Raw genomic sequence first — 13,264 nt, 5'->3', positions numbered from 1 at the left:
GTCGCCCGCGTTCATCCAGCTCTTCGACCAGACTTCGATACTTAGACCGAAGCCAGCACACAATGGTCTCGTCTCTCATCCCTGCTCTTGTGCAGAGGCTCTCCACTCCGGTCAATCACTATTGCGGTAAGTTGTTTCCTGCCACCGCCTAACGGCGCTTGCGCACGATAGCGGAGCGCGCTGTTGACAACCTGATCGGCAAGATTTCCGCTTGGGACGCCGCCAACACCAGAGAGGGGTGTTCCGTTTCTTGGTGCGGCGTTGTGGGTATTGAGTCCATCAACCATCGATGTCTGCATCGATATCGGCGTCAGTTTCAGGGAGAAAGGACTCAAGAAAACTTGATAATCCTGCACCAAGAAGGGTGGTAATCCCTTCGAGCATACCGATCCCAACCATCAATCCTAAGGCAATAGCAAAAGGGAGGATCTCCGTCTGCAAAAGAAAGTCGCTCATGTGGCTCCACAGACCGTTCCCACCAGTCTGTGCATCAAGATCGGTGTTTCAGCGCTGAGACTTTAGCTGCGAAGGAAAAGGGCTTTCCTCCCTGTAGCTTGCAGCCTATGGCCTGGTTTTTTGGAGCCACTCCGCCATTCGTACCGCTTCGACCGTTTCCCTCACATCGTGTGCTCTGATGACATGTGCGCCATTATAGACAGCGATAGCGGCACAGGTGAGCGAGCCGATTAAGCGATCGGCAGCGTTCGGTTGATCGAGCACTTTGCCAATAAAGGACTTGCGTGAAACGCCCACCAACAAAGGAAAGCCCAGCTCTCGTAAGCTCGCCAACTCTTGGAGGACAACGCGATCCCACTCATGCCAGAGAATTTCAGGTTGACGAAAAAACCCGATCCCTGGGTCGAGTACAATATGCTCGCGAGGAATGCCGGCGTGGTCGGCAATAGAGAGGCTTTCTTGCAGAGCTGCACGGATTCTCACCATTGGTGAACCTGGTTGTGGCGCAGGTTCGCTTGCCATAATGATGAGTCCTGCGCTCGTGTTGGCAACGAATTCGGCCATGTGCTGATCATATTTCAGTCCACCTACGTCATTGATGATCGTTGCTCCGGCCGCGAGCGCTGCGCGAGCGGGGGCGGCACGTTTCGTGTCGGCTGAGATCGGAATCGACACAGAGGGAGCAATTGCGGCGATTGCGCGGCTCAAGCGTTCACTTTCTTCCTCTGCAGAAATCGCAGTTTTTAGGTAGGGAGCGGTGGACATCGCCCCAACGTCAATGATATTTGCTCCTGCATCCACCATGGCCTGCGCCTGAGCGATGATCTGTTCACGATGGACCTGTACAGAGCCCTGGTAGAACGATTCTGGACTGACGTTGAGCACGGCCATAACGCGAACGGGATTGCTATCGCCGACGTCGAGCCCAGCAAGTTGTGACTGTAACGAGGAAAGATTTCTGTTCATGCTGAGGAAGTGTGGCAAAATTTTTTTGGCAAGGGAATGAGGTGCCTTTTGTGTTTTCGCGTTGCCAGTCTGCAGCTTTTCTTCTACACTACCGGAGCTATGACAGAGGAGAATATTCATGATTAATCTTTATGACTTCCCGCAGAGCCCATATTGCCAGAAAGTGCGTCTGGTTCTCGCGGAAAAAGACCTTTCCTATGAAAAGATCTTTGTCGACCTTTTAAAGAATGAACAAAAAACCACAGAATTCTTACGCTTGAACCCCTACGGCAAAGTCCCAGTGCTCGTTGACGATGATGAGGTTATCTATGATTCCACGCTGATCAACGAGTATATCGAAGATGAATATCCGCATCCGCCGCTAATGCCAGAAGAGTCTGGTGCCAAGGCGAAGGTCCGCATGTTGGAGGATTTTGCGGATAACTCGTTTACCGCGCAGGGCGGGTTGTTGGCGGCAGAACTGCGGAAGCCTGCCGAGCAACTGGATCAGGACCGTATCCAGCGTTACCGTGCAGATTTGATTCGCGTGTTGGAATTTCTTGAGCGGCACCTGGAAGGGAAAGAATACATGAGTGGTGCTTTTTCCCTCGCGGATTTAGCGTTTGTCCCGCGCCTCTTGCAATTACCGAAACTTGGCGTGGAGATTCCCGCACGTTTGATCAACGTATTGGCCTGGAGCGAACGCATTAAGCGTCGCCCCTCAGTGAAACAACTGCAGCAGGAACTGGGCTTAGTGTAAAGTTGCCGATCTCGCGGTTGTTTGAGGAGAAAGCGAGGAGCCTATGGCGAACTTGCCAGAGATCATTCCGATTTTCCCGCTCCCGAATGTGATTCTGTTTCCACAGGTGATGTTGCCGCTCCACATTTTTGAGCCGCGTTACCGCCGGATGGTGCGAGACGCCCAGGGGCGTACCCCAGCACTAATCGGGATGACACTGTTACGTGGCAATTGGCAGGATCAGTACGAAGGGACGCCGGACATCTTCCCTGTTGGGTGCGTGGGAGAGATGGTGCGGGTTAACCCGTTGCCCGATGGACGCTTCAATATCTTACTCCAAGGGATGCGCGAGTTTTCTGTGGTCGAAGAAAATCTCACGAATAGTTATCGGGAAGCGAAAGTCGAATGGCGTCCTCCACGACACGAATCGCTGGCCGATGGTACGCGTGGCACCCTCCGTCGCCTACTTGAACGTTACCTCCAGAACAATGAAAAGGTCCAGCAGTTTTTAACCGATCAATCGATTGAAGACGAATTTCTGGTCAATTTCTTTGCCTTCCATCTCGATTTTTTGCCGATTGAAAAACAGGGGTTGCTCGAAGCTGAAACATTACCGGCCCGTGCAGATCGCCTGTGCGACATGTTGGATTTTAAGTTGAGCGAGGCGCAGTGGCCAGAGGCTGGAGGCGCTCCAGGAAAGCCAAGAATGCACTAAATATCCTTGACAAAGCACCTGGGGGCCATATAGTGAACACGAAAAATCTTTCATCTGACGTATAGATAGGACTCATGAGACGTAAACAAGAAATGACGCTTGGGGAACGACTGTATGTCCCGGAAATCGTTCGTGGACTTACGGTGATTCTGTCCCATTTTTTTCGTAACTTATCTCTTCACATTGCCCATTTCTTTGGCTTTGCCCAAGAAACAAAAGCGGAATATACGACCCAATACCCGGAAGAGCGTAAGCAGTACCCTGATACGTATCGGGGGAGCCATCGTTTGACGCTCAAAGAGGATGGTTCGGTGCGCTGTACTGCATGTTTCCTGTGCGCGACAGCTTGCCCTGCCAATTGTATCCATATCGAGGCTGGTGAGCATCCTGATCCAACAGTGGAGAAGTTCCCGCTCCGCTACGAGATCGATACATTACGGTGTATCTACTGTGGGATGTGTGTTGAAGCATGCCCGTGTGACGCAATTCGCATGGATACGTTCGTGCATCCGCGTATTTGGGGATTCTCACGGACTGACTTCATCGAGCCAAAAGAAGTGTTGATGGGACGCTCAAAGACGCTAGCCGCCGGAGGGCGAGATTCGGTGATGGTGGAAATGCTGGAGAGTTACAAAGAAGCCGAGCGTAAATCTCTGCAATAGACAGGTAAGAGACTTGAATTGAGAGAGAGTTAAGAAAATGCAGGACGGCAAACCTATGGCCAAAACTTACAAGCAACTGATGGAAGAAGCGCGTACGTCGATTCCCGAAGTCTCGATTGACGAGGTCAAGAATCGTGTCGAGCGTGGTGAGAATTGGGCTCTTCTTGATGTACGCGAACGAGAAGAGTATCGCGAAGGCCATCTCGAAGGAGCTGTCTCGCTGCCGCGTGGTTTCCTTGAAATGCGTGTAGAGGAAACAGTTGCCGACAAGAGTAAGCCCATCATTGCTTATTGCGCAGGTGGAGTTCGCTCACTCATTGCCGCACGAACGCTGAAAGAAATGGGTTACGAGAACGTTGTGTCGATGTCTGGTGGCTATACGGCCTGGAAAAATGCAGGCTACAAATGGGTTGCTGATCGACAGTTCTCCCAAGACCAAATTACCCGCTATGCACGTCACTTTACGTTACCTGAGGTGGGCGAAAAGGGACAAGCCAAACTCATGGAGGGGAAAGTGCTCTGCGTTGGTGCTGGAGGACTTGGCTCTCCTGTCGCTTTTTACCTTGCCGCGGCTGGCATCGGGACAATCGGTATCATCGATAACGATGTCGTCGATATGAGTAACTTGCAACGGCAGATTCTCCATACCAACGATCGTGTAGGAACCCCGAAGGTTGAGTCTGCTCAGAAGACCCTCAATGCGCTGAACCCAGACGTGAAGATTGTGCCGATCAATGAGCGTTTGTCGTCTGAGAATGTCATGCGCATCATCAAGGATTTCGACATCGTCATTAACGGGTGTGATAATTTTCCTACCCGCTATCTCATCAATGATGCATGCGTCATGGCAAAGAAGCCATTGGTCGATGGTTCGATCTTCCAGTTTGAAGGACAAGCGACGGTTTTCTTGCCGGGTCGTGGCCCTTGCTATCGTTGCCTCTTCCCCGAACCGCCACCGCCGGGAGCTGCACCTAGCTGTGCAGAGGCTGGCGTGCTTGGGGTGCTGCCAGGGCTGGTTGGTTGCGTACAGGCATTAGAGGCAATGAAGCTGATCCTCGGAGCCGGAAGACCACTGATTGGACGAATGATGCACTTCGATACGCTTAGCTCAGAGGTACGTGTGCTCAAGCTGCGGCGTGATCCCAATTGCCTTGTGTGCAGTGATCATCCCAAAATTACGCAGTTGATTGATTACGAAGAATTTTGTGGTTTGCGCAATCCAAGTGCTGCGCATTCGTAAGGTGGGACCTGCTGACGCGCTGATAGCAAGCTTGCTTCAACTTCTCTTTCTCGTTCCTGCTGAGAAACACGAAGCGCGTTGGTGATAGGGGGAGTTAAACGATCAGGGCACGGTACGCCGTGCCCTTTGTTTTTACTGTGAGGAGTATGCGCCGTGGCTGCAACACAAGAAGTGCTGAATTTGCAAACGCTCGCTCGTAAACTACGGATTCATTCGCTGCGGGCGACCGCAGAAGCTGGTTCGGGGCATCCCACCTCTTGCCTGTCCGCGGCAGATATTGTTTCGGTACTCTTTTTTCATACGATGCGTTTCGACCCAGCGAAACCGCATCACCCCAACAATGACCGCTTTGTGCTCTCGAAAGGTCATGCTGCTCCAGTTTTGTATGCTGCACTGGCGGAAGCGGGGGTATGGCCGGTCGAGCAGTTATTAACGTTACGCCTGTTGACAAGTGATTTGGAAGGGCATCCAACCCCACGGATTCCGTGGGTCGACGCTGCGACTGGCTCGCTTGGGCAAGGGCTTTCGGTCGGAGTGGGAATCGCACTCAACGGTAAATATTTGGAGAGGAGCGATTATCGTGTCTATGTGCTGCTGGGCGATGGTGAGATTGCTGAGGGGAGCGTGTGGGAAGCTGCTGCTTTAGCGGCACATTATAAGCTCGATAATTTGGTTGGCATTATCGACGTCAATGGACTCGGCCAGAGTCAACGTACGATGTACAATCACGATACTTCTGTCTATCACAACCGGTTCAGCGCTTTTGGCTGGCATACCGTGACCGTAGATGGTCATGATATGCCAGCAGTTGTTGCGGCTCTCGACCAAGCTCAGAGCGTGAAAGACCGCCCGACGATGATTGTCGCTCGCACGCTGAAAGGGAAGGGCGTTTCCTTCCTTGAGGATCGTGACGGGTGGCATGGCAAACCGTTGAAGAAAGGTGAAGAACTCGACAAAGCGCTCAGCGAGTTGCCACTGAATGGCAATGGAGCTGCGGCGAAGATTGCGCTACCACCTGCGGCTCAGGTTCGATCTGCCACTGGAACAGGATCGTACCCCACACCAGAGTACAAACGTGGTGAGAAAGTTGCGACGCGCTCGGCGTACGGGACAGCACTGGCGAAACTGGGCTCGGTGAATCCTCATGTTGTTGCGCTTGATGGTGATACCAAGAACTCGACGTTTGCTGAGAAGTTTCTCGCCGCACACAAGGACCGTTACTTTGAGAGTTTCATTGCCGAGCAAAATATGGTCGGTGCAGCCGTCGGCCTGGCTGCCTGTGGAAGAATGCCTTTCGTGTCGACATTTGCGGCGTTTCTCACGCGTGCCTTTGATCACATTCGCATGGCGGCAATCTCTGGGGTTGCGATTACATACGCTGGGTCGCACTGTGGAGTCTCGATTGGTGAAGATGGCCCGTCGCAGATGGGACTCGAAGACATCGCCATGATGCGTGCGATTCCACACTCAACCGTACTTTATCCGAGTGATGCGGTATCGGCTGAGTACTTAGTGGCTACTGCGGCAAATCTCAAAGGGACAACCTACATCCGTACTTCACGTCCTGCGACACCCGTGTTGTATGCCAACAATGAAGAATTCCCTGTTGGGGGAAGTAAGGTCCTGCGTTCGAGTAGTAACGATGCGCTGACTATTGTCGCTGCTGGCGTCACGCTTCATGAAGCACTGGCTGCATACGAGACGCTGAAGGCTGCGGGCCTCAACGTCCGCATCATCGACGCCTATTCAGTCAAACCGATTGACACTAAAGGGATCGTCTCAGCAGCTTCACAAACGCGACAGCGCGTGCTGGTTGTGGAGGACCACTACTACGACGGCGGACTAGGCGATGCGGTGCTCAACGCTGTAGCAACACATGGGGTGCAGGTTCATAAACTTGCAGTGACTGACGTCCCGCGATCTGGCAAACCGGATGAACTTCTCGATGCTTATGGCATCAGCGCGCGGCGGATTGTGGAGAAGGTGAAGCAACTCGTCGCGTAGGCAGGACTCCTGGATTCTACGTCGTTGCATTTGAATCCGTCCGCAAGAGATTTGGACTCCTTCGCTTGTGAAGCACGAGCCCGTAGCGTGCCCCATGCGCACGAAGAACATGGCGTGGAGACGCATCGTGCGCGCAGCACACGTTACTTGGAGGGTGCCAATGTCTTGTGTTTCGCTTGGGCTTGTTAGGTTTCTACGACCGCTTCTTCTCGAACCCTGCATAATGGATCGGTAGCCCGAGGTTGCGAAACTTGCGCTCGAAATCGGTCAGAATTGGTTTCCCTTTCTTGGTGATATGATCTCGTTCCCAGGGAAATTGTCGCAACTCCGGCACACTGTTGAATTGCTGCACGATCTTCACAAAATATTCCTGGACGTCTGATGCGAGGAGTATTCTCCCTCCGGGTAGTAACGTTTGCATGAGTGCGGTTGCAAAGTCGGCATGAAACAAGCGCCGTTGATGATGGCGTCGTTTCCACCACGGGTCAGGAAAGTACAGATGGTAAACTGAGACACCTCCAGGCCAGACCGGCGTTTGGATTAAGCAACGCATATCGGCATGGATAACCATCGCATTGGTTGGCCCCTGGCGGTGCAGCCGTGCAGCTAACCGCAACGCACGCCGTTTGTTGATTTCGACGGCAAAAAAATTGCGCTCCGGCGTATGCTCGGCATAGGCACAGAGAAAGGAGCCCTTGCCAGGGCCAATTTCAACTTCAACTGGGTGATCATTGCCAAAGATGTCAGACCATCGCACTGTCAGTGCGGAGGAAAGTGGAGGTGTATTCATGGAGGCTGGAGATTCTGTATACTGCCTGCTCGCAGTGAGATATAGGGAACCAAAGTAGCGAATCTCTAGTGAAGGAAAAAGGGCTATGCGATACCTGGAGTTTGGCATCTTTCTTCCCATAGCAAAGAACGGCTTTATTGCGTCACGCAATACCGCGCAGTTTATGCCGACATGGGAACTCAATCGCGATGTTACGCTTAAATGCGAAGAATTGGGATTTGAATTTGCGCTGTCGATGGTGAAACATCGCGGCTTTGGCGGGGTGACCGAGTATTGGGATTACGCGCAGGATTCGTACACGCTAATGGCGGGACTGGCACCGATCACCAAGCGGATCGAACTCTATCCCTCGATTGCCAACCTTACCATGCACCCGGCGATTTGTGCGCGTATGGCGGTGACCATCGACCATATGTCGCATGGCCGCTTTGGGCTCAATATCGTTTCGGGTTGGTACAAAGATGAATATCAACAGATGGGATTGTGGCCGGGAGATGAACACTACGAGACGCGCTATGACTATGCGACTGAGTATGTGACGATTTTGAAGGAATTGTGGCGCGACGGTGTTTCTAATTTCAAGGGGAAATACTTTCAGTTAGATCACTGTCAGTGTAAGCCATTGCCAACCCGGGACCTTCCTATTGTGTGCGCCGGGCAGTCTGGACGCGGATTACGTTTTACCGCTGAGATGGGTGATCGTAACTTTGTCATTGGTGACATCGCAAAACTGCGAGAAATCAGTGCCGAAGTAAAGAGCGAAGCGGGCAAGTGCGGACGCACGGTTGGCACGATTGCGCTCAACAATATCATCGCAGCTGAAAGTGACGCTGAAGCACAGGCACGATTCGACCATATCGTGGAAGGTGCAGACGTTGGTGCACTGGTGAATATCACTGGCCAGGCGGAACTCGACAAGTCGGAAGGCATGTCGATGAGTTTGAAGAAAAAAGCAATGTTTATGGGGCTGCCGACGCTCGTTGGGTCCTTTAAGACTATCGCCGAGTATTTCGATCGCATGGCCGCTGAAACCGATGTCGCGGCAGTGATGCTTGCCTTTCCTGATTTTCGCCAGGACCTGGCTGATTTTGAGAAACATGTCTGGCCACGGTTAGAGTGTCGAAAGGGAACACGCGAGGCGTAGCCTCGTAGCGTGCGCTGTGCGCACGAAGAGCCTTTCACGTTAAACTGCGCCCTCCGTCGATATGAAACACCGCACCGGTGCTATAGTCAGACTCAGCAACGAAGGCGACGAGCGCCGCGACTTCCTCCGGGGTGCCCATACGCTTAAGCAGGGTTTTATCGATCTCGCGTTGCTGCACCTCCTCGGGGGTGTCGTCTTGAAAGAGCACGGGCCCAGGGACAACCGCATTGACCATCACGTTCGGTGCGAATTCCATTGCTAAGCCTTGAGTCAAAGTGAGAACGCAGGCTTTGGCAATAGAGTAGGGGAGATAATCAACCCACGGACGTAAGCCAGCGACATCGGCCATATTGATGATATGGCCGGAGCCCCAATCGAGCATGCGTAACCCGACTTTCTGAGAGCAGATAAAGGTCCCTGTAAGGTTTGTGTCTATGACCCGTTCAATGTCGTCCGCTGTCAGTGTCGCGATTGGGGTGCGGTAGAAGATAGAGGCGTTATTGACCAATACATCAATGCGGCCAAAACGCTGGACTGCTGTCTCTACCAGGCGCTCAACCTCAGCCTCTTGCGTGATGTCAGCTTGCAACGCGACTGCCTCATGACCGGCAGCAAGTAACTCACGAACAGTCTCTTCCGCTTCGGCTTGTGAGGTATGGTAGTGAACAAGCACACGGCAGCCTCGCTTGGCAAGCGTACGCACGATCGCTTTACCCACGCGTTTTGCGCCACCGGTGACGAGAGCGACTTTGTTGCTGAGAGTCATAGGGCAGAAAACATAAAACGTAAAACATAAAACGTAAAGCGAAAAAGGCGAACCTGAATTGAACCATCGAAGATTCGTACACTTCGGCACCCACCGAGGGACACCTCCCCGCTCGTCCTTCGGACTACGCTCAGCATGAGCGGGTTTGGTCGCTGATGTCCCAATGTCACGTGGATCGATTTAGGAGGGGTGGAGTGGTTACGTTTCACGTCCTCATCGGATCATGCTGCGGTTGTAAAATGATTTCCGTTGGGCAGACCCGCGGTGAAGCAGCCACAACTGTATACACAGCTTCTGCAACGTCTTCTGGACGAATCATCTTATTGCGGTCGATACGGCGATTGGGGGGAATCAATGCGGTATCGACATAGCCCGGGCAGATCGTACAGACTTTGATGTCGAATTCTCGCACTTCCTCGAATAGGGATTGGCTGAACCCGCGGACACCAAATTTCGCTGCTGCATAGGCAGCCTCCCCCGCTTTCCCGGTTAAGCTAGCAAGGGAGCAAATGTTGACAATGGTTCCAGTGCGGCGTTGTACCATTGAGGGTAGAACCAAGCGAGAGAGATGCATGGTTGCCCATAGGTTGACCCGTAGCGTCCACTCCCAATCGCTCAGCCGCGCTTTGACGGCGGTTGTGCGCGGTGTTCCTCCACCAGCGTTATTCACCAAAATATCGATGTGACCGAAGCGTGCCTCGACGGTCTGCACCAACGCTTGTATTTGCTTATCGTCTGTCACATCAGTGGGTACCATCAGCGCCTCGCGTCCGTATGCTCGGATCTGGTCGGCAACGTTCTGCAGATCAGCTGCTGTTCTCGCTGCTAATATGGGATGAGCGCCAGCCTGAGCCAAGCGCAGCGCCACTGCGCGCCCAATGCCGCGACTGGCTCCGGTGACAAGTGCAACTGGCTCTTGTGGTGCGATGTCCATGAATTGTGGTCATACATAGCACGTCCTTCAGAATCGCTCACCTCGTGCCGATACAGAGTTTGCGTCACGAGAGGAGATACCGCCTCCTTCAGTCTTCCTCTCAACGTAATTGACTAGCTCCAGAGGGAAGGATCAGACAGATGGGTCTCTTTCAAACGGGACAGCGTGGTTTTCAGAGGGAAGGACTGCGCGAATTTATCCGCAAGTCCTATGCTACGCATTGCGAGCACTCATCTCTTCCTGCCGGGACACCACCTCATCGTGCAGGGTTACATGGGGCATTGGCCGACAGTTATGTCCACCGCGGAAAACCTGTGCGAGAACTTGCGTTGTGGATGGAGATTACTCCGTTTCTACTCATGTCGGAAGAAACTTCCTGTGAGGCACTGGCGGAATATGTCGTGTACCAAGATGAACCTCAGGCTGCGAATGCGACGTGGCTAACGCAAATCATCAGCGCTGCACTCCGCATTCCTCCGCCGTCAAAAGATTCCCCTCGTGCGATGGCGGCTCTTGCCATGATTAAGGACGTTTCCTGGGGTGCTCTTTTGGAAGCGGATGTGCGCTACAGTATAGAGAAAGAGGCGGAGCAAATCCGTAAAGCGTTAGCGGATAGCAAACTTTCAGCGTCAGGCGACTAACGCCTTTTTCAGATCATTCATCTTGAATCCTCCTTTTCGTTGATTTGTCGCAGTGCGTCCGCTAGTATCCAAGCCGCGCCGCTCCACGCGTGCGTGGTACGGTAACTCCAAGGAGACAAGGAAAAGGAGGACGTATGGCTTACGAGTACGCCATCTACGAGAAAAAAGATCGCATTGCGACGATCACCCTGAATCGCCCGGCGGTGATGAATGCGGTGCACCCACCTGCTACGGCCGAATTGTCGGCAATTTGGGACGATGCCATTGCTGATGAGAATGTGTGGGTGGTTATTCTGACTGGTGCCGGTGATAAAGCGTTCTCTGCTGGTAACGACCTCAAGTATACCGCCAGCCAAGGATTCCCTTCAGGACCACCGGCCAAAGGCGGGTTTGGTGGTTTGACCGATCGAACCGATATTTGGAAACCCTTAATTGCGGCGGTGAATGGTTTTGCGCTCGGTGGTGGCTTTGAGATGGCGCTCTCGTGCGACATCATTATTGCGGCTGATCATGCACGGTTAGGCTTACCTGAGCCGCGGGTTGGGCTCGCTGCATTAGCTGGTGGCGTACACCGTCTGCCGCGACAGATGCCGGAAAAGATTGCATTAGGGTACATGCTGACAGGTCGGCATATGACCGCGCAGGAAGCGCATCGCTGGGGGATCGTCAACGAAGTTGTTCCTCTGAAAGATCTGATAGCCACTGCGAATCGTTGGGCAAACGAGATCCTGGAGTGTGCACCGCTCTCTGTTCGCGCAACCAAGCAAGCTGCGATGATGGGGTTGGGAATGCCGTTGGCACAGGCACTGGCTGGTTCCTATCCAGCGATCAAGCAAATGATGACCTCCGAAGATGTGAAAGAAGGGCCAAAGGCTTTTGCTGAAAAAAGGAAGCCGAATTGGAAGGCCAAATAGGTGTTAGGTGCTTGGGGCTGGGGGCTGGGTTTAAGGGCAAGACTCGAACAGGTTTTCCTGTCGATAGCCGATGCGAGAAGCCAGGTTTTTTATGCCTCACACCCAGCACTCAGCACCCAACTCCGCCTTAATTCGCGTCCGCTACGCCGAAACCGACCAAGCCGGTATGGCGCATCACTCGGCGTTTCTGCCGTGGTTCGAAGTTGGTCGTGTGGAATTATTACGTTCCCTCGGTAAGCCCTACCAAGAATTCGAAGCCGAAGGCTTGCACTTTCCGGTACGCGAGGCTTTCTGTCGCTACTGGATGCCAGCACGGTTCGACGATCTTCTGTCGATCACCACAACGATCGAGGAAGTTGGTGGTGCGAGTGTGCGGTTTGGCTATCGCATTACCCGCTCGGCTGACGACGTGTTGATCGCTGAAGGATCAACACTGCATGCGTGTGTCGATGACACTGGAAAAGTGAAACGCCTTCCGGCTGAGGTCAGGTCAATGTTGGCGGGGTAGGTCAAGACTTTTCCTGCTTCAGCAGACGGAGCTGATGTCGGTAGCACTGCTGCGCCCGGCGCAGAAAAGCGTACGTCTCTGGCCATTGGTAATCTGGATAGGTGTAGATGAACGGATGAAACTCGCCGTGATAATAGAGTAGGGTGACTTCGGCGTAGATGCCTTGCGAAAGATAGATGCGATGAGCCTGGTCCTTTGCAGAAGCAAGAACTAGCTTGGTTCTGTCGACATAACCGGGATCGAGATTCACCCGACGAGGCGATGTTGGACGCTCACCGCCCGAGAGCGACATCTCAAGCTCGTTAGTCGTTAATTTAATCCCCGCTAAAGCGTCTGGAACGATCAATCGCTCAAACGTGACAAACTTCCGCAGTAAGTTCTCTCCCATCTCTTTGCGATAATATTCGGTCATATTCCACGGGAAGGTCTCGCTTGCAAGATCAACTGGACCATAGTGCGACTGCAGCGCTATCACACTAGTTGTGAAAAGAGCCGGATCGTTCGTCAGCAGTGCGACGAACAACTTGACTGGCTTGGCTGGCGTGGGAAGGCCCATAGGGCAAAAAGGCGGTAGGCTTTAGGCTGTAGGGAAATTAAAAATGAAGAATTAAGAATGTAGCAGGACTTACGCTTTGGACCTTAACAAGCCGTGACATGAGGGTTTTGTAGTTCAGCGCGAAGGTAATGACTAAACAAACTCTCCCGCACGGCATACAGGGTCTGGCCCAGTTCTTGAGCTTTCACTTTCAAGGATACCCACGCATGATAACAACATGCTAAGTGATTGCGCTGTGCCCGCGCCGCCC

16 protein-coding genes are annotated in these 13,264 nt (G+C 53.0%); 9 read left to right on the top strand and 7 right to left on the bottom strand.

Annotated elements, in window-relative coordinates:
- Nucleotides 1-41 precede the first annotated feature (41 nt).
- The 3 genes from FJ147_22750 to folP all read right to left on the bottom strand — a co-directional run bounded on the left by FJ147_22750 (nucleotide 42) and on the right by folP (nucleotide 1,422).
- Nucleotides 42-287, bottom strand: a complete 246-nt coding sequence (locus tag FJ147_22750; protein MBM4258706.1) for a hypothetical protein — start codon at nucleotides 285-287, stop codon at nucleotides 42-44.
- A complete protein-coding gene (locus tag FJ147_22745; protein ID MBM4258705.1) occupies nucleotides 280-456 on the bottom strand; it encodes a DUF1449 family protein in 177 nt (58 codons plus the stop codon). The genes FJ147_22750 and FJ147_22745 overlap by 8 nt, the downstream gene beginning before the upstream one ends.
- Before the next feature lie 105 nt (nucleotides 457-561).
- The gene (gene folP, locus FJ147_22740; GenBank protein MBM4258704.1) at nucleotides 562-1,422 is read right to left on the bottom strand and encodes a dihydropteroate synthase; all 861 of its coding nucleotides are present in this window, start codon (nucleotides 1,420-1,422) and stop codon (nucleotides 562-564) included.
- Nucleotides 1,423-1,540: 118 nt separating this feature from the next.
- On the opposite strand from folP, the gene FJ147_22735 reads away from it, so the two are divergent.
- The 5 genes from FJ147_22735 (at nucleotide 1,541) to FJ147_22715 (ending at nucleotide 6,761) form a co-directional block, all read left to right on the top strand.
- Nucleotides 1,541-2,161 carry a glutathione S-transferase family protein gene (locus FJ147_22735; protein MBM4258703.1) on the top strand — a complete coding sequence of 207 codons (621 nt, stop codon included), beginning with the start codon at nucleotides 1,541-1,543 and terminating at the stop codon, nucleotides 2,159-2,161.
- Nucleotides 2,162-2,204: 43 nt separating this feature from the next.
- Nucleotides 2,205-2,855, top strand: a complete 651-nt coding sequence (locus FJ147_22730) for a hypothetical protein (GenBank protein ID MBM4258702.1) — start codon at nucleotides 2,205-2,207, stop codon at nucleotides 2,853-2,855.
- Nucleotides 2,856-2,929: 74 nt separating this feature from the next.
- Nucleotides 2,930-3,517, top strand: a complete 588-nt coding sequence (locus FJ147_22725; protein MBM4258701.1) for a 4Fe-4S dicluster domain-containing protein — start codon at nucleotides 2,930-2,932, stop codon at nucleotides 3,515-3,517.
- Between the two features lie 55 nt (nucleotides 3,518-3,572).
- On the top strand, nucleotides 3,573-4,757 hold the full coding sequence (gene moeB, locus FJ147_22720; GenBank protein MBM4258700.1) for a molybdopterin-synthase adenylyltransferase MoeB: 1,185 nt from the start codon (nucleotides 3,573-3,575) through the stop codon (nucleotides 4,755-4,757).
- Nucleotides 4,758-4,928: 171 nt separating this feature from the next.
- Nucleotides 4,929-6,761 (top strand): transketolase, encoded by a 1,833-nt coding sequence (locus FJ147_22715; protein ID MBM4258699.1) that lies wholly within the window; start codon nucleotides 4,929-4,931, stop codon nucleotides 6,759-6,761.
- Nucleotides 6,762-6,954: 193 nt separating this feature from the next.
- On the opposite strand, the gene trmB is transcribed toward FJ147_22715, so the two are convergent.
- Nucleotides 6,955-7,671, bottom strand: coding sequence for a tRNA (guanosine(46)-N7)-methyltransferase TrmB (gene trmB / locus FJ147_22710; protein ID MBM4258698.1), 717 nt, complete (start codon nucleotides 7,669-7,671; stop codon nucleotides 6,955-6,957).
- Between trmB and FJ147_22705 the strand changes: the two genes are divergently transcribed.
- Complete coding sequence (locus FJ147_22705; protein ID MBM4258697.1) at nucleotides 7,637-8,695, top strand: LLM class flavin-dependent oxidoreductase; 1,059 nt, start codon at nucleotides 7,637-7,639, stop codon at nucleotides 8,693-8,695. The two genes, trmB and FJ147_22705, sit on opposite strands and share 35 nt — an antisense overlap.
- Nucleotides 8,696-8,729: 34 nt before the next feature.
- Here the strand turns inward: FJ147_22705 and FJ147_22700 are convergent, their stop codons facing one another.
- Nucleotides 8,730-9,461 carry an SDR family oxidoreductase gene (locus FJ147_22700; GenBank protein MBM4258696.1) on the bottom strand — a complete coding sequence of 244 codons (732 nt, stop codon included), beginning with the start codon at nucleotides 9,459-9,461 and terminating at the stop codon, nucleotides 8,730-8,732.
- 205 nt (nucleotides 9,462-9,666) lie between these two features.
- Complete coding sequence (locus FJ147_22695; protein ID MBM4258695.1) at nucleotides 9,667-10,395, bottom strand: SDR family oxidoreductase; 729 nt, start codon at nucleotides 10,393-10,395, stop codon at nucleotides 9,667-9,669.
- A gap of 140 nt (nucleotides 10,396-10,535) precedes the next feature.
- Here FJ147_22695 and FJ147_22690 point away from each other — a divergent pair, with 140 nt between their 5' ends.
- From FJ147_22690 to FJ147_22680, 3 genes are all read left to right on the top strand, one after another.
- Nucleotides 10,536-11,036 carry a hypothetical protein gene (locus tag FJ147_22690; GenBank protein MBM4258694.1) on the top strand — a complete coding sequence of 167 codons (501 nt, stop codon included), beginning with the start codon at nucleotides 10,536-10,538 and terminating at the stop codon, nucleotides 11,034-11,036.
- Between the two features lie 134 nt (nucleotides 11,037-11,170).
- Nucleotides 11,171-11,950, top strand: coding sequence for an enoyl-CoA hydratase (locus tag FJ147_22685; protein ID MBM4258693.1), 780 nt, complete (start codon nucleotides 11,171-11,173; stop codon nucleotides 11,948-11,950).
- A 91-nt stretch (nucleotides 11,951-12,041) separates the two neighbouring features.
- Nucleotides 12,042-12,458, top strand: coding sequence for an acyl-CoA thioesterase (locus tag FJ147_22680; protein MBM4258692.1), 417 nt, complete (start codon nucleotides 12,042-12,044; stop codon nucleotides 12,456-12,458).
- Between the two features lies 1 nt (nucleotide 12,459).
- On the opposite strand, the gene FJ147_22675 is transcribed toward FJ147_22680, so the two are convergent.
- Complete coding sequence (locus FJ147_22675) at nucleotides 12,460-13,014, bottom strand: DUF4416 family protein (protein ID MBM4258691.1); 555 nt, start codon at nucleotides 13,012-13,014, stop codon at nucleotides 12,460-12,462.
- Between the last annotated feature and the right edge of the window lie 250 nt (nucleotides 13,015-13,264).

Source organism: Deltaproteobacteria bacterium, assembly GCA_016874775.1.
Classification (GTDB): domain Bacteria; phylum Desulfobacterota; class Binatia; order Bin18; family Bin18; genus VGTJ01.
The sequence above is the reverse complement of the archived record's forward strand: the minus strand, read 5'-3'. Positions and strand labels throughout refer to the sequence as shown.